This is a genomic window from Micromonospora reichwaldensis (assembly GCF_031845925.1).
Taxonomy (GTDB): Bacteria; Actinomycetota; Actinomycetes; order Mycobacteriales; family Micromonosporaceae; genus Micromonospora; species Micromonospora reichwaldensis.
On record NZ_JAVRFL010000057.1, the window covers coordinates 1 to 19,726 of the forward strand.

Consider the following 19,726-nt stretch of genomic DNA (forward strand, 5'->3'; position numbering starts at 1 on the left):
CCACCGACACCGACGGCACCACCCACTCCTTCGAAGGCGGGCACTACATCAGCGTCGTCGGCTACCGCGACAACGGCAACACCGTCACCATCGCCGACTCCGCCAACCCCAACCAGGCCTCCTACCGGATGAGCGTCGACAACCTCGCCGACTGGATCGCCACCCGCGGCTACACCGCCTGACCCAACAACGGCACACCACCGCACTACAGCGACACACACCCGGCGAAACCCAACGGACGACAAGGGCCGGCCCCACAAGGGGCCGGCCCTTCCGCGCAGCTGACCAACGCAAGCAAACTCCAGCATCCACCGGCAGGGCAGCCGACCGAGGCGAGCGACTCGCCGGTGGTCAGTCGATCGGGGCGAGGAACTCCAGCCGGTTGCCGTGCGCGTCCTGGGAGTGGAAGCGGCGCAGCCCGGGGAGTTCGTCGTCGCCCCAGCTCACCGGGTACCCGGCGGCGACCAACCGGGCGGCGAGCGCGTCCAGGTCCGGCCACAGCAGGCCGGGGTGGGCCTTGCGGGCGGGGCGGAAGTCGTCCTCCACGCCCAGGTGCAGTTCCGCGCCGTGCCCGGTGAACCAGCAGCCGCCACGGGCCGCCAGGGCGGGCGGTTTGGGCTTCTCGGTCATCCCGAGCACCCCGACGTAGAAGGCCCGCGACGCCTCCTCGGAGCCGCGTGGGCAGGCGAGCTGAACGTGATGGATCATGGTGGCACCTCCTCGTCCCGAACGATGGCACGAGGTTGCGAAGTTAGCAAGACGGACGTACGGTTTTGTTGACGACGAGATCGGCGGTAAGTGTCCCCTAACCACGGCGGCACCCCGACCGGTGCGACAGACTGCTCAGGACTACTCACGGTCGCTGGTGTGAAGGAGTACGACGTGGCGAGCCTCGACACCTTCGGTGCGAAGACCCAGCTACGCGTCGGAGACGCGAGCTACGAGATTTTCAAGATCAGCAAGGTGGAGGGCCATGAACGGCTCCCCTACAGCCTGAAGATCCTCCTGGAGAACCTGCTCCGGACCGAGGACGGCGCGAACATCACCGCCGACCACATTCGGCAGCTCGGCGCCTGGGAATCCGACGCCGACCCGAGCGTCGAGATCCAGTTCACCCCGGCGCGGGTGCTCATGCAGGACTTCACCGGCGTGCCCTGCGTGGTCGACCTGGCCACGATGCGCGAGGCGGTACGGGACCTGGGCGGCGACGCCACCAAGGTGAACCCGCTCGCCCCGGCCGAGCTGGTCATCGACCACTCCGTCATCGCCGACCTGTTCGGTCGCGAGGACGCCTTCGAGCGCAACGTCGAGCTGGAGTACGAGCGCAACAGGGAGCGCTACCAGTTCCTGCGCTGGGGCCAGACCGCGTTCAACGAGTTCAAGGTCGTCCCCCCGGGCACGGGCATCGTGCACCAGGTCAACATCGAGTACCTGGCCCGTACGATCATGGAGCGCAACGGCCAGGCGTACCCGGACACGGTCGTCGGCACCGACTCGCACACCACGATGGTCAACGGCCTGGGCGTGCTCGGCTGGGGCGTCGGCGGCATCGAGGCCGAGGCCGCGATGCTCGGCCAGCCCGTCAGCATGCTGATCCCGCGCGTGGTGGGCTTCAAGCTCTCCGGCGAGATGCCGGCCGGCACCACCGCCACCGACCTGGTGCTCACCATCACCGAGATGCTGCGCAAGCACGGCGTGGTGGGCAAGTTCGTCGAGTTCTACGGGCCGGGCGTGGGCGCGGTGCCGCTGGCCAACCGGGCCACCATCGGCAACATGTCCCCGGAGTACGGCTCCACCGTCGCGATCTTCCCGATCGACGCCGAGACCGTCCGCTACCTGGAGCTGACCGGCCGCGACGCCGCGCAGGTCGCGCTCGTCGAGGCGTACGCCAAGGAGCAGGGCCTCTGGCACGACCCGGACGCCGAGCCGGAGTACTCGGAGCGCCTGGAGCTGGACCTCGGCACGATCGAGCCGTCCCTGGCCGGCCCGAAGCGCCCGCAGGACCGGGTCCCGCTGGGCAACGCCAAGACGCTGTTCCGCTCGGCGCTGACCGACTACGTGGCCGCCGACGAGACCGGCGGCGACCGTGGCCGCAAGTCGGGCGTGCCGCAGCTGGAGAAGCCGTTCGGCGTGCAGGGCCACGCCGACGAGGCGAGCGCCGAGTCCTTCCCGGCCAGCGACTCCCCGGCCAACGGGGTCAGCGACCCGGCCGACGCGCCGCGCGACCTGGAGACGGCGGCGGTCGGCTCCGGCGGGCGGGCCAGCAACCCGATCCGGGTCACCAGCACCGACGGCGTCGAGTACGAGCTGGACCACGGCGCCGTGGTGATCGCGGCCATCACCTCCTGCACCAACACCTCCAACCCGCAGGTGATGATCGGCGCGGCCCTGCTGGCCCGCAACGCGGTCGACAAGGGCCTGACCCGCAAGCCGTGGGTGAAGACCACCCTGGCCCCGGGTTCCAAGGTCGTCATGGACTACTACGAGCGGGCCGGCCTCACGCCCTACCTGGAGAAGCTCGGCTTCCACCTGGTCGGCTACGGCTGCACCACCTGCATCGGCAACTCCGGCCCGCTGCCGGAGGAGGTCTCGGCCGCGGTCAACGAGGCCGACCTGGCCGTCGTCTCCGTGCTCAGCGGCAACCGCAACTTCGAGGGCCGGATCAACCCGGACGTCAAGATGAACTACCTGGCGTCCCCGCCGCTGGTGGTCGCGTACGCGCTGGCCGGCACGATGGACATCGACCTGGCCAACGAGCCGATCGGCGAGGACGGCCAGGGCAACCCGGTGTTCCTTCGGGACATCTGGCCCAACAGCGCCGAGATCCAGGACGTCATCGCCTCGGCGATCGGCGCCACGGGCTTCAGTGCCGCGTACTCCGACGTCTTCGCCGGTGACGAGCGCTGGCAGTCGCTGCCCACCCCGACCGGCGACACGTTCGCCTGGGCGGACGAGTCCACCTACGTCCGCAAGCCCCCGTACTTCGAGGGCATGGAGCGGGAGCCGAAGGCGGTCGTCGACATCACCGACGCCCGGGTGCTGGCCAAGCTGGGCGACTCGGTGACCACCGACCACATCTCGCCGGCCGGTTCCATCAAGGCGGACTCGCCCGCCGGGACGTACCTCGCGGAGCACGGCGTGCCGCGGCACGAGTTCAACTCGTACGGCTCGCGCCGGGGCAACCACGAGGTGATGATCCGGGGCACCTTCGCCAACATCCGGCTGCGGAATCAACTGCGGATCCCGGGCGCCGGTTCCGATGCGGGAGCTGCGCTCCCTGAAGGCGGCTTCACGGTCAACCACCTGACCGGCGAGCAGACCTCGATCTACGACGCCTCGGTGGCCTACCAGGAGGCGGGCATCCCGCTGGTCGTGCTGGCCGGCAAGGAGTACGGTTCCGGCTCGTCGCGCGACTGGGCGGCCAAGGGCACCATGCTGCTCGGCGTCAGGGCGGTCATCGCCGAGTCGTACGAGCGGATCCACCGCTCGAACCTGATCGGCATGGGCGTGCTCCCGCTGCAGTTCCCGGCCGGCGAGACCGCCGAGTCGCTCGGCCTCACCGGCACGGAGACGTTCTCCATCGCCGGGGTCACCGCGCTGAACGACGGCGAGACCCCGCGTACGGTCAAGGTCAGCACCGACACCGGCGTCGAGTTCGAGGCGGTGGTCCGGATCGACACCCCGGGCGAGGCGGACTACTACCGGCACGGCGGCATCCTGCAGTACGTGCTGCGTCGCATGATCGCCAACTGACGTCTGGCGTGTAAGGAAGGGCCCCTTGTTAACGCATAGCGTTAACAAGGGGCCCTTCCTTACACGCGTGCCTTCGGTGCCGGCGGGTCAGCCGTGGGTGGGGCCGGCGCCCGCCGTCACGAGCGCCGGCACGTCCGCGGCGGGGTCCAGGGTGTACGGGTAGTACGTGCGGGGCTCGACCACCGTGCCGTTCGTCTCCGGCGCGCCCGAGCCGACGTACACGTTGTGGCGCTGCACCGCCCGGCCGGGTCCGCTGTCGGCGTAGCCGCTCGCCGACCACAGCGGGTGCGGCACGTCGCGGAAGTAGTTCCCCTCCACCAGCACGCCGGCGTTCTCCGTCGACGCCACGCCGTAGAGGGCGTTGCCGAGGAAGTAGTTGTTGTAGACGTGCACCGGCTCGCCGAAGCGGACCCGGGGATGCCGCTGGCGGCTGTTGTCGAAGAAGTTGTGGTGGATGCTGACCTTCAGCCGGCCCACGTCGGTGGAGGCCGAGCCGTCGGAGTGGCCGATCAGCATGGACTTGTCCGCGTGGTCGAAGTGGTTCCACGACACCGTCACGTAGTCGGCGCCGCGCACGATGTCGACCGAGCCGTCCACCGCGCCGGAGAAGCGGTTGTGGTCGATCCAGATGTGGTGCGAGTTCTGGCCGACGTTGATCGCGTCGTCCTCCGCGTCGGTGAAGTCGATGTTGCGGACGATCACGTTGTACGACCGGTAGAAGTCCAGCCCGCCGCCGGTGATCTCGGCGTCGCCGACCCCGACGATGGTCTTGTGGGGGCGTACCCCCTGCTTGCTGGTGATCGCGATCCGCCCGGTGACCTGGATGACCAGCGGGCCCACCGTGTCGAGGTGTTCCAGGAAGTCCGCGGCGTTGGTCGCGGTCACGGTCGGCCCGCCGGCACCGCCGGTGGTGCCGTTCTGGCCGAGGGCGGCCACGGCGGCGAAGCCGTCCGGGCCCGCGGCGGCCGGCACCGGCACGACGGAGGCCGGCGCGGCGAGGGCCGTGGCCCTGCCGGGCCCGGCACCCGCCGGGACGATGGTCGGCACGCTCGCGGCCGGGTCGAGGGTGTACGGGTAGTACCCGCGCGGGTCCGGCACCGTGCCCCGGGTCTCGATCGCGTGGTTGCAGGCGACCAGGATGTTGCCCCGCTCGACGATGCGCCCGAGGTCGCCGCTGAAGTCGACCCGGCCCGGGTTGTTGACGCTGTAGAAGTAGTTGTTCTCCATCAGCACGGCGGCGTCGTAGGTGGAGGCCACCCCGTAGCTGTTGTCGTTGTAGTGGTTGTTGTAGACGTGCGCGAGCGCGGAGAAGCGCACCCGCGGGTTGCGCTGGTCGGAGCGGTCGAAGAAGTTGTGGTGGTACGTGACCCGCAGCCGGCCGATGTCCTGCGGGCCGGCGTCCTCGTCGTGGCCGAGCAGCAGCGTCTTGTCGTGGTCGTGGAAGTGGTTCCAGGAGACCGTGACGAAGTCCGAGCCGCGCTTGATGTCGACCGCGCCGTCGTCGCCGTCGGAGAACTCGTTGTGGTCGATCCAGATGTGGTGCGAGAACATCTGGACGTTGATCAGGTCGTCGGTCGCGCCGGTGAGGTGCAGGTTCCGGATGATGATGTTGTGCACCGCGTTCGCCGGGGGCGAGGTCACGTCGTCGTCGACGGGCACGCCGATGTTGAGCCCTCCGCCGGAGAGCGTCGCGTCGTCGCCGAGACCGACGATCGTCTTGTCGGAGGCGACGTTCCACATCCCGTCGTTGCCGCCGGCGGGCAGCGCGATGGTGCCGGCGACCTGGACGACGTACGGCCCCGGGCGGGCGATGTGGTCGAGGAACTGCGCGGTGGTGGTGACCGTGACGACCGGCCCGCCGGCGCCGCCGGTGGTCCCGTTCTGGCCGAGGGCGTGGACGCTGGCGAACCCGTCCGCCGCTGCGGCCGCGCCGGGCGCCGTCCGCGAGGCGGTGCCGGGTGCCGTCCGCGAGGCGGTGCCGGGTGCCGCCGCGGGGCCGGGTGCCGTCCGCGAGGCGGCTCCGGCCGCTGCCTGCGGGGCGGCGCCGGATGCCGCTTCGGCCGGGGCGGGGCCGGGTGCGGCCGGGGCGGGGCCGGGCGCGACCGGCGGGGCGGTCGGGAGCGCGGCGCCGGCCGGTGACGCCGGTGCCACCAGTGCGGCGGCGAGGCCGGCGGCGGCGAGCAGCCGTCGACGACGACCGGGCCGTGGCAGCCCGTCCGGGTTGCGGGTCGCGAGCATGAGGTTCCGCCTTTCTCGTACGGCGGATCGCCGGAGCCGGCGCACGACGGGCCGGGTGCCGTTCGGGTGCCGGCACGGTCGGCGGGTTCGGGTGCCTGGGCGCGGGTCGCGCGGGACCGGACGCGAGTGGGGACGGGTTCGCGTCGGGGTTGCGGACCGGCACCGACGATCAGCCAGGTGATGGACGGCGGAAAGCGCTTTCCGAGCACCATGCTAGGCAGCTCGTTTGATCGAAGTCAATCAGTCGAGCTTGTCCTCGTCGCACGCACCTCGCGCCGTCGATCCTGACGGTCCACGGGCGCGCGCCCCGAGGGGCTCGCCCGGAGATCTTGGTACGGACGTGCCCCCAGAGGGGCCGTATCTCGCCAAGATCCGGTCTGCGCGTCGAGAAACGCGACGCCGCAGACACGGGGCAGCGACGCCAGGCAGCCGCAACGACGCGAGCAGCTGACAGCGACGCAGTAGACACGGGGCAGCCGCAACGACGCGAACAGCCGACAGCGACGCGGGTAGCCGCAGCGACGCGCGGCAGCCACGCACCAGCGGAAAGCCCACCGGTGGCTACCCGCGCGACGGCGGCTGCGGCTGCGGCTGCTATACGGCGATGGCGGCGGCCCGGTCAGTCGGTGGCGGCGGCGCGGCGGCGGGCCTCGCGGGTCTTCATGGCGTGCTCCATCAGCGTGATGAGCACCTCCTTGCTGGACTCCCGCTGCCGCGCGTCGCAGAGCAGCACCGGTACCCCAGGGTCGAGGTTGAGCGCCGCCTGTACCTCGTCGAGCCGGTACTGCCGGCTTCCCTCGAAGCAGTTGACCGCCACCACGAAGGGCGTCCCTCTGCCCTCGAAGTAGTCGATGGAGGGGAAGCAGTCGGCCAGCCGCCGGGTGTCGGCCAGCACCACCGCACCGAGCGCGCCGAGCGCCAGCTCGTCCCAGACGAACCAGAACCGGTCCTGGCCAGGGGTGCCGAAGAGATAGAGCACCAGGTCGTCGCTGATGGTGATGCGGCCGAAGTCCATCGCCACGGTGGTGGTCGTCTTGCTCTCCACCCCGGAGAGGTCGTCGATGCCGACGCCGGACTCGGTCAACACCTCCTCCGTACGCAGCGGGCGCGTCTCGCTGACCGCACCGACCATGGTGGTCTTGCCCACGCCGAAGCCACCCGCGACGAGGATCTTGATCGCGGTGGGCAGTGGCGTCGCTCCCGCCGGCCGCTCAGAGTGCCCGTAGTCCATTGATTACCGCCTCGAAAACGCTGTTGTCGGGAAGGCCGGCTGTGGTGTGCGGTTCGCGTACCTGCACCAGGCTGCGGGCCGCCAGGTCACCGAGCAGGACCCGGATGGTGCCCACCGGCAGGTCCAGGTGGGCGGCGATCTCGGCGACGGACTGGATCCGCTGGCAGAGCCCGACTATCGCCAGGTGCTCCGGGCCCAGCCCGACCTCCGGGATCACGTCCGCGCGGGTCGCCGTCACCAGGGAGATCAGGTCGAACGTGCCGGTGACCGGCCGGGCCCGGCCGCGCGTCATCGCGTACGGGCGCACGACCGGGCCGGCATGGTCGTCGACCCACTGGTGCTCCGAGGACTCCCCCTGCACCGTCATCGCGGCTACTTCTCGCCGGTCTGCTGCTCGCCGGTCCGCGAGGGCGACGCCACGTACTTGCCGACGCGGGTGACCAGCATCGCCATCTCGTAGGCGATCAGGCCGACGTCGGCGTCCTCGCTGGCGAGTACGGCCAGGCAGGCGTTGCGCCCGGCCGCTGTGACGAACAGGAACGACGACTGCATCTCGATGATGGTCTGCTGCACCTGCCCGCCGCCGAAGCGCTTGCCCGCGCCCCGGGCCAGGCTCTGGATGCCGGCCGCCATGGCCGCCAGGTGCTCGGCGTCGTCCCGGCCCAGCCCTCGCGAGGCGGCCATCAACAGGCCGTCCGTCGAGAGCGCGACCGCGTGGTCGGCCTGCTTCACCCGGCCGACCAGATCATCCAGCAACCACGTCAGGTCGGCACTCGAAGCCGTCTTCTGCGCCACTCGTCGTCCTCTTCTCCCCCGGCTGTTGTCGCCGTGCTCGTCTCGGCTGACCGCCCCGGTGCGGGGATCCCCCGCACCGCGACGGCGCCGGTCAGGTCGCTTGCAGGTCGTCGCCGGCGTCGGGTTCCTCGCCGGCCTCGGTTCGGCTGTCGCCCGCTCCACCGAGCAGCCGGGCGGCGTCGGTACGGCCCCGCCGGGTGCCGGTCTGGTAGGAGCTCATCATCCGGCGTACCTGCTCCGGCGGGCGCGCCATGTCGTCGTCCCCGTCGTCGTCCCCGCCGGCGGCCGGATCGTCGCGGAGTTCCGGCACGATGCTGGCCTGCCGGACCCGGACGGGCAGGCCCGAGTCGGTACGCGCCGTCACCTGGCGGGCCGTCGGCGCCGGACCGCCGGTCGCCGTGGAGCCGGTGTCCGCCTCCGGTGCGGGGGTCCCCGTCGTGCCGGGCGCCTCCGCCGGCGCGGGCCGGGCGGCAACCGGCAGGCCGGTCGGGAAGGTCGGGCCGTCCAGGGCGTACTGCTCGGAGCCGCCACGGGGGCGCACGGGCAGCCCCGCGTCGGGGGCCGGGCCCGTCGTCGGCAGGCTCCGGCCGCGCGACCGGGTGGGCAGGGCGCCACCGTCGGCGTCCCCGGGGGCGTCGGCGTCCGGCGCCGGACGGGGGCGGGGCGCGAGCGGCTCGGCCAGTGCCACCGGCGCGGTGGCGAGCGGCGGCTCGGCGGCGGGCGGCGCCTGGCCCGACGCGCCGGCCACCGGGACGCCGGCGGGCAGGCCGGCCGGGAACCCGCCGGAGGTGCTCGGGTCCTCGTCGGCGGCGGTGACCAGCTCGGCCGGGATCAGCACGACGGCCGTGGTGCCGCCGTACGCGGACTCCTTGAGCTGCACCCGCACGCCGTGCCGCTCGGTCAGCCGGCTGACCACGTAGAGCCCGAGGCGGGAGGCGTTGGCCAGGTTCAGCTCGGACTGGTCGACGATCCGGTGGTTCGCGGCGGCCAGGTCCTCCTCGCTCATGCCCAGGCCGCGGTCCTCGATCTCGATGGCGAAGCCGTTGGCCACCTGCTGCCCGCGCACCTCGACCGAGGTGTGCGGCGGGGAGAACGACAGCCCGTTCTCGATCAGCTCGGCGAGCAGGTGGATGACGTCGCCGACCGCGCGGCCGGTGAGCGAGACCGCGCCGAGGGGCAGCACGTTGACCCGGGTGTAGTCCTCGACCTCGGCGACCGCGCCCCGGACGACGTCGACCATCGGCACGTTGCGCCGCCAGGCGCGGCCCGGGGTGGAGCCGGAGAGCACGATGAGGTTCTCCGCGTTGCGCCGCATCCGGGTGGCGAGGTGGTCGACCCGGAAGAGGTCCTCCAGCTCCTCGGCGTCGTGCTCGCGACGCTCCATCGCGTCGAGCAGGGTGAGCTGGCGGTGCACCAGCGCCTGGGTGCGCCGGGCCAGGCTGAGGAAGACCTCGCGCACGTTGCGGCGCAGGTCGGCCTGCTCGACGGCGGTGCGGATGGCGGTCTCCTGCACGGCGTTGAACGCCTTGCCCACCTGGCCGATCTCGTCGTCGCCGAACTCGAGCGGAGGCGCCTCCTTGGCGATGTCGACCTCCTCGCCGTGGCCGAGCCGCTCGACGACGCTGGGCAGCCGCTCGTTGGCCAGCCGGATGGCGGCCTCGCGCAGCCGCTCCAACTGCTGCACCAGGGCCCGCGCGGTGGTGATCGACACGACGATCGAGGCGACGACGGCGAGCAGTCCCAGACCGGCGGCCAGCACCAGCCGCAGGACGACGCCGACGGCGATCGGCGCGGCCCGCTCCACGAGCGCGTCACCGGCCTCGATGATGAAGCGCTGCTGCTCGCCGACCACCACGTCGGCCGCCGCGCGCCACTCCGCCGCCGACACGGGTGGCGCGCCGCCCGCCCGTCCCTGCACGACGCGGTCCTCCAGGGACCGGAACGCGGTGTACGCTTCGCCGCCGACCAGTGCCTCGTAACGGGCCCGGTCGCCGCTCGACAGTTCGGTACGGACCTGGCTGTCCAGGTAGCGCTGGGCGCCGGTGGCGCGGGCGAAGGCGGCGGTCTCCTCGGGCGTCATCCGTCCGGCGGCCAGGGCGCCGGTGACGAGGGCGTCCTCCTGCGACATGAGTTCGCGGATCCGGACGAGCTGGATCAGCGCCGCGGTCTCCCGCGTGAACCGCTCGTCGTCCAGGTTGCCCAGCGACCGGTACATCCGCAGCACCGAGTCGATGAGCTCGGTGTACGCCTGGGTGGCGGCGGCGCGGTCCACCTGGCGGTCGCGGATGGACTCGCGTACGGCGGCGAGCTGGTCCAGCCCGCTGACGACCGTGTCGATCTGCCGCTGGCTCTCGTCGGCCGCCAGGTCCACCCGCCAGCTGCTGACGGACTTGCGGAAGTCGTCGGCGACGCCCTCGGTCCTGCGCCACTGCGCGTCGAGCTGCTCCCGCTCGGCCGCGCCCGATCCGCCCAGGTACGCGGCGGACGCCCGTCGTTCCGCCTGCAACTCCAGGACCAGCGGCTCACCCGGCTGGGCGACCTGGGCGTCGAGCACCTGCACCCAGAGGAGACTGACGCCCTCCCGGAGGGTCACCCACGCGGCGAACGCCCACAGCGCAACGAGTGAGGCCAGCAGAGCCACGACTTTTCGGCGCAGATTGGAACTGCGGGAACCCATTGAAACCATCCCTGGCGGGGAGCCTGATTCGTCCGATCGGCGGTTTCCGCATGGCGCTTCGACCGACCCGGCGCACGGTAGCAGTGTCCCGACGATCACTCAAGCAGTGCTGATCATGACCGGTGCGTCATCGCGGGCACGGGTCGCAGGGCTCACCGTCCTGCGTGGCCGCTCAGCCGCGCCAGGTGCCGCGCCGCGAGCACGGCGGCCCGCACGATGAGCACCGGGTGGTAGAGATCCTTGTCATGCCACAGTGGAACGCCGGCGCCGTCCTCGTCGCGGTGGTCGTCGAGGTAGGCGAGCGCACGACGCACGGCGGTGGCGAGGCCCGGCCGGGGCGGTCGCCCCGCGCCGAGCAGCACCTGGAGGGCGTACGCGGTCTCCTCCGGCGTGCCCGTCCACAGCCCCCACGAGCCGTCGTCGCGCTGGGTGTCGCGCACCCAGTCGACCGCCCGGTCGAGCCGGCCGCCGGTGGTGTCGGGCGCGTACTCGGCGAGGCTCGCCGCGACGCTGGCCGTCGCGTAGTACGGCGAGGCGTGCCAGCGGTCCGTCCAGCTGCCGTCGGCGAGCTGACCGTCCAGCAGCCAGCGGGCCACCCGCCGCGCCACGTCGGCGTACGGGCAGCCCGGACGGTGCCGGGCATGCCAGCCGAGCGCCTCCAGGACGTGGGCGTTCGTGGTGACCGACGCGCCGTCCTCGCCCTGCCAGGTGCAGAAGTGCGTGCCCGTGTCGTACGCCAGGAGGCTGTCGGGCGCGACCGGGCGGCCGAGCCGGGCCAGCGCGAAGAGGGTGACGGCGGTGGTGTCGGCGTCCGTCGGGAGGCCGGGCGAGGTGGCCGCGCCGGTCGGTCCGAGCGCAACAGCCAGGCTGCCGGTCAGCTCGGCGGGGACGTCCGCCGCCGCGCCGACCCGGGCCAGTCCGCTGAGCACCCAGGCCCGCTCGAACACGGCGATGGGTGTCGTGCACGGCACGGGCCCGCCGCCCCGCGCCACGGCCCCGGTCAGGTACTCCAGCGCGCTCCGGTCCGCGCCGGGACGGGCGGGGTCACCCAGCCAGGCCGCGGTGGCGGCGGGCGAGGCCCCGACGGCGCCGGACACGGGCCGGGCCGCCAGGCCCACCCGCGCCCGCTCGTCGAGCACCTCGAAGGCGTGCCACAGCTTCTCCGGTACGGGCCCGCCCGCGGCGAGGAGCCGCCCGACCGCCTCGGCCCGGTGCCGGGTCATGCCGTGCGGCATCGGCAGCGCGGGCACCGGCCGCCCGGGGGCCGCCGCGCCGTCGAGGAGCGCGTCGATGCGGTCGATCAGGGCGGGCACGATCAGGTCTACGCCCGGCATGTCCGGCACGGGTTCGGCGGCGACCAGCAGCCGGTCCCGCAGCACCGCGATGCCCCGGTCCACGGCCGTCGAGAGCCGGTGCGCGTCCCATGGGCGGGCGCGCCCCGGCGTGCGCAGGGCGCTCAGCAGCGCCTCCACCGCGCTCAGGGTCGGCACCAGGCCGTACGCGCCCGGCGCCCCCCACCCGCCGTCGGCGCGCTGGGCGGCCAGCAGGTGACGCAGCCGCTCGGCGTGCCCCGGCAGCCAGGGGGCGTCGCTGACCAGCCGACCGGTCTCGTAGACCGAGGGCGAGACCGTGCCGTCGGGGGCGGCCAGCATCGCCGCCACCAGTTCCCGGCCGGCGACGGCGAGCGCGGCACCCCCCACGTCCCGGACGGCGACCGGGGCCGCCGTCACGACATGCCCCAGAAGTCGGCCAGCTGGTAGAAGCCGCTGCTGAAGCCGACCTGCCGGGCCAGGTAGTCCGCCTCGCGCGGGCAGGTCTCCCGGAGCGGGTCCAGCATCCGGCGGCAGGTCTCCACCAGCGTGGCGAGCCGCTGCTCCACCTCGGCGCGGTCCTCGACCAGCAGCAGCGCGTTCAGGTCGCCCCAGCGCAGGTCCCGCTCGTAGGTGCCGAGGTCGTTGACGAGGCGCAGGGCGCGCTGCACCTGGTCGCTGACCGTGACCAGCTCGTCCAGCCGGGCGAGGGTGGCCTCGTCGCCGGTGTAGAGCCAGTGCGCGACGTTGACGATCGTGCAGGCGTGGTTGTCGGCGTTGTCCAGGTACGCGTCGAGGCTCGGCAGGGACGACCGGTCCCCGGGCCGCCACGCTGCCTTCCACTCCCATTCGCGGGCCATCGCCCGCACCGTCGCGTCCACCCGGTCCCGCCACAGCGGACGGTGCGCCGCGAAGGCGTCGGCCGTCGCCAGCTCGTCCTGGAGCGCGGCCAGGTAGCCGCCGAGGTGGTCGTCGGCGGCGGGCGGCTCGCCGGCGGCCACCGCGAGGCAGCGCGCGACGAGGCCGTCGACCTCGTCGCGGGAGTGCGCCCGGTGGTCGATCAGCCAGTCGAGGGCGAAGCCCCACAGCACGGTCCGGTTCGCGGCGCGCAGTTGCCCGGCCGTGCACCACGGGGCGCCGAAGGCGATGGCCAGCGAGATGTTGGCGAACAGCATGGTGTCGAACGGGTCGGCGGGAAACAGTTCGGGGTGCGCCGCGGCCGACGCCTGGAGGTCGCGTTGGCCGCGTACGGCCAGGCCGCAGATCCGGCCCTGCTCCTGCGCGTCCCGCAGCTCGTCGCGCCCGCCCGGCGTGGCGTCGCGCGACCGGTCGGGCGTCACCGCGGTCACGCCGGCCTCCGCTCGTGGACCGGGGTCAGCGCCACGGCCACCGGCCGGCCCGGGCGCAGGGTGGCCGCCAGCTGCTTGGGCGGCATCCCGGCCTCGCGCAGGCGGAACCGGTACCGGCTGAGGATCGTCGCCACCACCAGCGGTGCCTCCAGGCCGAACAGGTACATGCCAAGGCACTGGTGCGGGCCGCCGCCGAACGGGAAGTACGCGTACCGGTGGCTCCGGCGCGGCCGGTCGGGGCCGAACCGGTCGGGGTCGAAGGTGTCCGGGCGGTCCCAGTACCGGGCCAGCCGTTGGGTGACGTAGGAGCTGACCGCGACGATGCTGCCGGCCTTGATCCTGGCGCCGCCGATGACGTCGTCCGCGACCGCCGTGCGGGGCACCAGCCACCCCGCGGGGTACATGCGCAGCAGCTCGTCCACCACGGAGCGGGTGTAGGTGAGGGCGAGCAGTTGCTCACGGCTGATCACCCGGTCCGCGCCCACCACCTCGTCCAGCTCGGCGTAGAGCCGGCCGGCCACCTCCGGATTGGCGTCCAGGATCGGCCACAGCCAGGTCAGCACCGCGTAGGAGGTTTCCGTCGCGGTGGCGAACATGGACACCACGTCGTCGCGGACCCGTTGTTCCCCGAGCGGGCGGCCGTCGTCCTCGCGGGCGTTGACCAGGGCGGCGAGCAGGTCGTCGCCGTCGCGCGGTCGGGCCCGTTCGGCCCGGACCAGGGGCAGCATGATGTCGTCGACGACGCCGATGGCCCGGCGCAGGGCGCGGTCGCCCGGCACCGGTACGGCGTCGGGCACGAAGGGCAGGAGCAGTCGTAGCCGCAGCGCCGTCACGATGGTGTCCTGGGCGGCCGCGATCCGCAGCTGGTCGGCGAGGCTGAGCCGGTCGGCGAAGAAGACGCTACTGAATCCCCGGCAGATGACCCGCCCCAGCTCGGCGCCGGCGTCCAGCCACCGGCCGGTCCGGGCCGGCTCGTCGAACTCGTCGACCGCGTCGCTGACCGAGCGGCTCATGGAGTCCACCAGGGAGTCGATGCGCTTGGCCGTGAAGTGCGGCTGCATCCGCCCGCGGCTGGCCTGCCACTCCGGCCCGTCGGACATGATGCCGTCGCCGGTGAGCCGTCGGACCGGCCGCCACAGCATGCTCTGGCCGCCACGGGTGTAGTTGGCCGCGTTGTCCCGCAGCACGTGCTGCACGTGGGCGGGTTCGGTGACCAGGTAGGGGCGGATCGTCCCGAGGTTGAGCCGCAGGACCTCGCCCGGGGCGGCGTCCGCCATCGCGACGAGCTGGCCCAGCGGGTCGCGCAGCAGGCCCGGCAGCATCCTCCACAGTGGCACGGACCGCGCCGGGCGACCTCGTGAGTCGTCGGCACCCCGTTCAGCAATGGCATCCCGCACCCGTGGCTCCTCCCGTCGATCACGCTCCGTTGTGACGGACCGTCATGCGAACGGCTGCCTTGCGTCACGATTCGGGAAGCATGCCATCACCCGTCGAGACTCCGCTAGCCGTCGAATGAGAATTTTGCTCATGGGAATGCTCGTCCATGAAGGATTTCGTGTCGGGCGTCACTTCGGAAGGGTGCGCAGGTGGCGCCACTCGGCGGCCACCGGCCGGTACCCGAACCACGCGTTGACCGCCCGCATCGCGTCGTTGCCGGCGTCGTTGATCGTGGACGCCCACCGGAAGCCCGCCGACCGGGCCGCCCGCAGCGACGCGTGCTTGACCGACCGGGCGAGGCCCCGGCCCCGCCACCCGCTGCGGGTGCCCGTCATTCCCGACAGGTAGCGGTCCCGGCCGTCGGTCAGCGCGAGGCTGAACGCCACCACCACACCGTCGGCCGTCGCCACCGTGCTCAGCGCCCGGTCCAGGTCCGGCCGGTCCCAGTACGCGGCCCGCCAGTCGGAGAAGCCGGTCTCGTCCCTCCCGACGTCGCCCGGCTCGTCCGCTGCGGCGGCCAGGTCCGCCTCGTACAGCGGACGCGGGTCGACCAGGTCCGCGGCCGTACCCAGCCGCACCCCGGCCGGCGGGTCGGGCGCGGCCGGCAGCGCCGCCGCCAGGTCCAGGCCCAGGATCACGCTGCGCCGGCCGGCCCGGTAGCCGCGCCGCTCGGCGAAGGCGAGCGGCGCCGGCTCGTCGACGACCCGCGCGTACGCCCGGCGCACCCCCAGCCCCGCGAGTCGCTTCTCGGCGGCGGCGAGCAGCGCCGACCCGACGCCCCGCCCCCGCCGCTCGGGGTGCACGACCAGGTTGACGAAGCCGAGCCCCGGCTCGGCGCTCTCGTACAGCAGTCCCGTCCGGGCGACGCCGGCGATCCCGTCGCCCGCCTCGGCGACGAGCATTCCGAAGCGCTCGGCCGGCTTGCCGGTCGCCTGCCAGGCGAGCAGCTCCGGCGTGACCACCAGGTGGGGCCGGGCGGCGCGGAGCAGGTCGGCGACCGGCGCCAGGTCGGCGGGGCCGGCGGCCCGGACGGTGGGGACCATGGCTGGGCAACCTACCGCAGCGGCGGTGGCGGGCGGCGGTGGAACCCGGGCGCGCCCGCGCGGCCTGTGCCAGGCTCAGGGCATGGACGACAAGACCATCCTGAACCGGATCTCGGAACTGGTCGACGAGGAGCACCGGTTGCGCGCCGATGCGCAGGCCGGCGAGTCGGGCACGGACGACGACGCCCGCACCCGGCTGCGCGAGCTGGAGGAGTCCCTCGACCAGTGCTGGGACCTGCTGCGTCGGCGACGGGCCGCCCGGGAGACCCACGGCGACCCGGACGCCCAGGGGACGCGCCCCAAGCCGGCGGTCGAGCGCTACCTCCAGTGACCCGGGTCCCGGGTGGCCGGTGCCTGGCCACCCGGGACGTCGCGGTCAGCGGATCCCCGCCTCCCGCAGCAGCAGCGCGCTCAGCGCGGCCGGGTCGGCGTCCGCCGCGGGCAGGCCCCGGGCCGCGAACCAGGTGGCGACCACCCGCACGTCGCGGGCCAGGAACTCCGGCCCCTGCGGGTTGGCCACCACGTCGACCACCTGCGGCAGGTCGATGAGCACCAGCCGCCCCGCGTGCACCAGCAGGTTGTACGGCGACAGGTCGCCGTGCGCGAGGCCGGCGCGGGCGAGCACCACGAGGGCGTCGACGAGCTGCCCCCACAGCTCGCGCAGCTCCCCCGCCTCCGGCCGCAGCTGGGCAAGCCGGGGCGCGGCCAGCCCCTCCTCCTGGTCGCCGAGGAACTCCAGCATCAGCTCCGTGCCGCGCAGCTGCACCGGGTAGGGGACGGTGATCGTGCCGTGGCGGGCGCCGACCTCCCAGAGCCGGGCCAGCGCGGCGAACTCGGCCGCCGCCCACTGCCCGGCGATCATCTGCCGCCCGAAGGCGGTACGGCCGGCCATCGCCCGGTTCTCCCTGGACCGGCGGACCCGGCGGCCCTCCAGGTAACCGGCGTCGCGGTGGAAGAGACGGTGCTGAGGGTCCCGGTAGCGCTTGGCCGCCAGCAGGCAGGACCGGTCGGTGCCGGGCACCGCCCGGCGGACGAGGTGGACGTCCGCCTCCTTGCCGGTCTTGAGCATCCCGAGTTCGGTGTCCTTGGCGGCCAGTTCGGTGACCAGCCATTCGGGGTGGGGCTGCGGGCCGTGCACGGCGTCGTCCCAGGACGACCAGCGCTCCCCCGTGTCGGGGTCGGGCTCGGCGTCGGGGTCGGCGAGGGCGGGCTCGGCGGCCCGGCCCCGCTTCAGGAAGAGCTGTTCGTCGTCGTCGAAGCGGCGCTTGCCGCGGGTACGGCGCTCGGGCGCCGGAAGGTCGTGATCGCGCACTGCGGTGGTGATCCCTTACTCGAGGCTGATGGGGGCAGGTGGTAGTGACCTGCGAAGACGGCCATGACCGACCCCCTCTCCTCGATCGGGCGCGGACCCGGTTGCACGATGCGTCGACCATGCTCACGGTCCGACGCCACCCCGGTCAACCGAATTACGCCAACCCCGCCCAGGCCCGGCGCCCCGCTCAACCCCGGCGCCCCGCTCAACCCCGGCCCCGCTCAGGCCTGCGGAGGCCCCTTGGCCAACCACCGCCCCGGCTCACCGGGCGGCGGGTGGCGCTCTCCCGTCAGGCGGCGAGCACCGTCGCGACGGCGGCGATCAGACCGTCCGCCGTGCGGGTGGGGGCGAACCGGTCGTCGACCCAGCTCCGCCCCCGGTGCAGCCAGACGCTGGGCAGGCCCACGGCGGCGGCGCCACCGATGTCCGCCTCCGGGCCGTCGCCGACCACCCAGGCCCCGCGCAGGGGCAGCCGTACCCGCCGGGCGGCCAGCGCGAAGATCCTCGGGTTGGGCTTGCTGACGCCGACCTCCTCGGAGATGACCCAGTCGGCGACGAAGCGGTCCAGCCCGGTACGCCGGATCATCGCCTCCTGCTGGCGTACCCCGCCGTTGCTGACCACCACGGGCGTCCAGCCGGCCTCGTCGGCGATCCGCAGCGCGCAGGCGACCAGCGGATTGAGCCGGATGTTGGCCACCACGCCGTCGTGCAGTTCCTCGACCAGGTCGATGGACGGAATCCGCAGCCCGTACCGGTCACGCACGGCGTCGGCCACGTCCCACCGGTCGGTCAGCCCGTCGGCGTCGATGGACAGCAGCCAGTCGATGTCGGTTGGCGGCGCGCCGACACCGGCCAGGAAACGCTCCCCCCAGGCGCGGAACGGACCGGCCCTGTCGAGCAGCGTGTTGTCCAGGTCCAGCAGGAGCAGCGGCACTCGGGCACCTTACGGGAGCACGACCGCCCGGCGACAGTGCCGGCTCCTCCCGCGCCCGTCAGGCCGGCAGCGCCGAGCGGGCGCCGCCCTGGTGGGGCAGGCGGTCGAGCAGCATGCAGTGGGCCGCCCGGGTCACGGCGAGGGCCTCCGGGGCGAGCGCGACGACCAGCACGGCCTCGCCGGTGTCCGCGCCCCGGGCCAGCGGCCGACCCTCCGGGTCGTAGACCGCCGCGCCGCCGTTGAACCGCCACGGGTCGGTGCCGCCGACGAGGTTGGCGAACACCACGTACATCGTGTTGTCCAGCGCACGAGCGGCGTAGTAAAGGTCGCGGCGGTGCTCGGAGCCGGCCAGGTAGCCGCTCGGGCAGAGGTAGCCGTGCGCCCCGTCGGCCGCCGCGGCCCGGCCGTGCTCGGGGAAGCAGCCGTCGTAGCAGATGCCCAGCCCGAGCCGCCAGTCGTCGACGAGCAGGGTGGCACCCCGGTCACCGGCGACGAACAGCTCCCGCTCGCCACTCCACAGCTGCTGCTTGTCGTAGCCGACGCGGACCTCGCCGGAGCGGTCGACCAGCAGGGCGGAGATCGTCCGCCGGCCGTCCGGGTGCCGGACGGCGGCGCCGACCACCACGGCGGCGCCGCCGTCGCGGGCCGCCTCGCGCAGAGGTTCCAGCCGCGGATCGGCCACCCCGGCCGCCGTGTCGGCCGCGACGTCGGTGCCGGCCGGATCGGCCGCGAGCGTCGGCAGGTGGTACGCGGGCAGGAAGAGTTCGGGCAGCACGGTCACCCGGGCGCCCCGCTCCGTGGCCTGGCGGACCAGCCGGGCGGCGCTCGCCGCGTTGCCGGCCACGTCGCCGGGGACGGGCTCGGCCTGCACGGCCGCGACGGTCAACGGTGCGGCGGGGACCGCGACGGCGGTGGGAAGTGGCATCACTGGCCGATCCTAAACCGGCGCGCCGGCCTTGGGTGATCATGTGCGCGGTCAAACCAAGCCGTACGTACGGTTTGCATGGCGGGGGGCGAGCTGTCACGATCGACCCGTGCCCAGAGTAAGTCAGGACCAGCTCGACGCGCGCCGGCAGGAGATCCTCGCCGCCGCGCGGGCCTGTTTCGCCCGGCACGGCTACGAGGGCGCCACCGTCCGCAGGCTGGAGGAGGCCACCCGGCTGTCCCGGGGCGCGATCTTCCACCACTTCCGCGACAAGGACTCGCTCTTCCTGGCGGTGGCCGAGGACGACGCCGCGGCCATGGTGGAGACGGTGGCCCGCAACGGCCTGGTCCAGGTCATGCGGGACCTCCTGGCCGGCGCGGTCTCCCCCGACACCACCGGCTGGCTGGGCAGCCAACTGGAGGTGTCCCGGCGGCTCCGGACCGACCCGGCGTTCGCCAGGCGGTGGGCGGAACGGTCGGCGGCGATCGCCGAGGCGACCCGCGACCGGCTGGCCCGGCAGCGGGAGGCGGGCGTGCTCCGCGAGGACATGCCGATCGACGTGCTGGCCCAGTTCCTCGAACTCGCCTACGACGGCCTGGTGCTGCACCTGGCGATGGGCCGCCCCGCCGGCGACCTCGGCCCGGTGCTCGACCTGGTCGAGGAGGCCGTCCGCCGCCGCTGACCGACCGCCCCCGCGCCACTGCGTATCGGTCCGGTAACTC

The 19,726-nt window shown here is 73.4% G+C and carries 16 protein-coding genes and 1 pseudogene; 4 read left to right on the top strand and 13 right to left on the bottom strand.

The features are described from left to right. Positions 1–182 (top strand): annotated as a pseudogene (locus RM555_RS29730) (C39 family peptidase); the annotation flags it as partial. Between the two features lie 169 nt (positions 183–351). Here the strand turns inward: RM555_RS29730 and RM555_RS29735 are convergent. Next, positions 352–708, bottom strand: coding sequence for a VOC family protein (locus RM555_RS29735; RefSeq protein ID WP_132240294.1), 357 nt, complete (start codon positions 706–708; stop codon positions 352–354). Between the two features lie 159 nt (positions 709–867). Between RM555_RS29735 and RM555_RS29740 the strand changes: the two genes are divergently transcribed. Next, entirely contained in the window at positions 868–3,753 is a 2,886-nt protein-coding gene (locus RM555_RS29740) for an aconitate hydratase (protein WP_311414823.1), read from the top strand. A gap of 87 nt (positions 3,754–3,840) precedes the next feature. On the opposite strand, the gene RM555_RS29745 is transcribed toward RM555_RS29740, so the two are convergent. The 9 genes from RM555_RS29745 to RM555_RS29785 all read right to left on the bottom strand — a co-directional run bounded on the left by RM555_RS29745 (position 3,841) and on the right by RM555_RS29785 (position 15,833). Next, on the bottom strand, positions 3,841–5,991 hold the full coding sequence (locus tag RM555_RS29745; protein WP_311414824.1) for a pectate lyase family protein: 2,151 nt from the start codon (positions 5,989–5,991) through the stop codon (positions 3,841–3,843). A gap of 619 nt (positions 5,992–6,610) precedes the next feature. After that, the gene (locus RM555_RS29750; protein ID WP_132240296.1) at positions 6,611–7,222 is read right to left on the bottom strand and encodes a GTP-binding protein; all 612 of its coding nucleotides are present in this window, start codon (positions 7,220–7,222) and stop codon (positions 6,611–6,613) included. Then, complete coding sequence (locus RM555_RS29755) at positions 7,203–7,589, bottom strand: DUF742 domain-containing protein (RefSeq protein ID WP_132240297.1); 387 nt, start codon at positions 7,587–7,589, stop codon at positions 7,203–7,205. The genes RM555_RS29750 and RM555_RS29755 overlap by 20 nt, the downstream gene beginning before the upstream one ends. A 5-nt stretch (positions 7,590–7,594) precedes the next feature. After that, positions 7,595–8,017 carry a roadblock/LC7 domain-containing protein gene (locus tag RM555_RS29760; protein WP_091629996.1) on the bottom strand — a complete coding sequence of 141 codons (423 nt, stop codon included), beginning with the start codon at positions 8,015–8,017 and terminating at the stop codon, positions 7,595–7,597. A 91-nt stretch (positions 8,018–8,108) separates the two neighbouring features. After that, entirely contained in the window at positions 8,109–10,694 is a 2,586-nt protein-coding gene (locus tag RM555_RS29765; protein ID WP_311414825.1) for a nitrate- and nitrite sensing domain-containing protein, read from the bottom strand. Positions 10,695–10,846: 152 nt separating this feature from the next. After that, the gene (locus RM555_RS29770) at positions 10,847–12,424 is read right to left on the bottom strand and encodes a prenyltransferase/squalene oxidase repeat-containing protein (protein WP_311414826.1); all 1,578 of its coding nucleotides are present in this window, start codon (positions 12,422–12,424) and stop codon (positions 10,847–10,849) included. Continuing rightward, entirely contained in the window at positions 12,421–13,344 is a 924-nt protein-coding gene (locus RM555_RS29775) for a terpene synthase family protein (protein WP_311414839.1), read from the bottom strand. Before RM555_RS29775 ends, RM555_RS29770 begins: the two co-directional genes overlap by 4 nt. Before the next feature lie 5 nt (positions 13,345–13,349). Continuing rightward, positions 13,350–14,690, bottom strand: coding sequence for a cytochrome P450 (locus RM555_RS29780; protein WP_311414827.1), 1,341 nt, complete (start codon positions 14,688–14,690; stop codon positions 13,350–13,352). A gap of 228 nt (positions 14,691–14,918) precedes the next feature. Continuing rightward, complete coding sequence (locus RM555_RS29785) at positions 14,919–15,833, bottom strand: GNAT family N-acetyltransferase (protein ID WP_311414828.1); 915 nt, start codon at positions 15,831–15,833, stop codon at positions 14,919–14,921. An 82-nt stretch (positions 15,834–15,915) separates the two neighbouring features. Between RM555_RS29785 and RM555_RS29790 the strand changes: the two genes are divergently transcribed. Beyond that, positions 15,916–16,164, top strand: coding sequence for a DUF2630 family protein (locus RM555_RS29790; RefSeq protein ID WP_132240301.1), 249 nt, complete (start codon positions 15,916–15,918; stop codon positions 16,162–16,164). 45 nt (positions 16,165–16,209) lie between these two features. On the opposite strand, the gene RM555_RS29795 is transcribed toward RM555_RS29790, so the two are convergent. The 3 genes from RM555_RS29795 to RM555_RS29805 all read right to left on the bottom strand — a co-directional run bounded on the left by RM555_RS29795 (position 16,210) and on the right by RM555_RS29805 (position 19,004). Next, a complete protein-coding gene (locus tag RM555_RS29795) occupies positions 16,210–17,145 on the bottom strand; it encodes an RIO1 family regulatory kinase/ATPase domain-containing protein (RefSeq protein WP_311414829.1) in 936 nt (311 codons plus the stop codon). Between the two features lie 289 nt (positions 17,146–17,434). Continuing rightward, positions 17,435–18,079 carry an HAD family hydrolase gene (locus RM555_RS29800; RefSeq protein ID WP_311414830.1) on the bottom strand — a complete coding sequence of 215 codons (645 nt, stop codon included), beginning with the start codon at positions 18,077–18,079 and terminating at the stop codon, positions 17,435–17,437. 58 nt (positions 18,080–18,137) lie between these two features. Then, positions 18,138–19,004, bottom strand: a complete 867-nt coding sequence (locus RM555_RS29805; RefSeq protein ID WP_311414831.1) for a carbon-nitrogen hydrolase family protein — start codon at positions 19,002–19,004, stop codon at positions 18,138–18,140. Between the two features lie 109 nt (positions 19,005–19,113). On the opposite strand from RM555_RS29805, the gene RM555_RS29810 reads away from it, so the two are divergent. After that, positions 19,114–19,686, top strand: a complete 573-nt coding sequence (locus RM555_RS29810; protein WP_151457345.1) for a TetR/AcrR family transcriptional regulator — start codon at positions 19,114–19,116, stop codon at positions 19,684–19,686. Positions 19,687–19,726: the final 40 nt, after the last annotated feature.

Bases quoted from the DNA above. Each gene is read 5' to 3' on its own strand.
- RM555_RS29735 (WP_132240294.1), bottom strand. From the start codon at position 708: ATGATCCATCACGTTCAGCTCGCCTGCCCACGCGGCTCCGAGGAGGCG.
- RM555_RS29745 (WP_311414824.1), bottom strand. From the start codon at position 5,991: ATGCTCGCGACCCGCAACCCGGACGGGCTGCCACGGCCCGGTCGTCGT.
- RM555_RS29750 (WP_132240296.1), bottom strand. From the start codon at position 7,222: ATGGACTACGGGCACTCTGAGCGGCCGGCGGGAGCGACGCCACTGCCC.
- RM555_RS29755 (WP_132240297.1), bottom strand. From the start codon at position 7,589: ATGACGGTGCAGGGGGAGTCCTCGGAGCACCAGTGGGTCGACGACCAT.
- RM555_RS29765 (WP_311414825.1), bottom strand. From the start codon at position 10,694: ATGGGTTCCCGCAGTTCCAATCTGCGCCGAAAAGTCGTGGCTCTGCTG.
- RM555_RS29785 (WP_311414828.1), bottom strand. From the start codon at position 15,833: ATGGTCCCCACCGTCCGGGCCGCCGGCCCCGCCGACCTGGCGCCGGTC.
- RM555_RS29790 (WP_132240301.1), top strand. From the start codon at position 15,916: ATGGACGACAAGACCATCCTGAACCGGATCTCGGAACTGGTCGACGAG.
- RM555_RS29805 (WP_311414831.1), bottom strand. From the start codon at position 19,004: ATGCCACTTCCCACCGCCGTCGCGGTCCCCGCCGCACCGTTGACCGTC.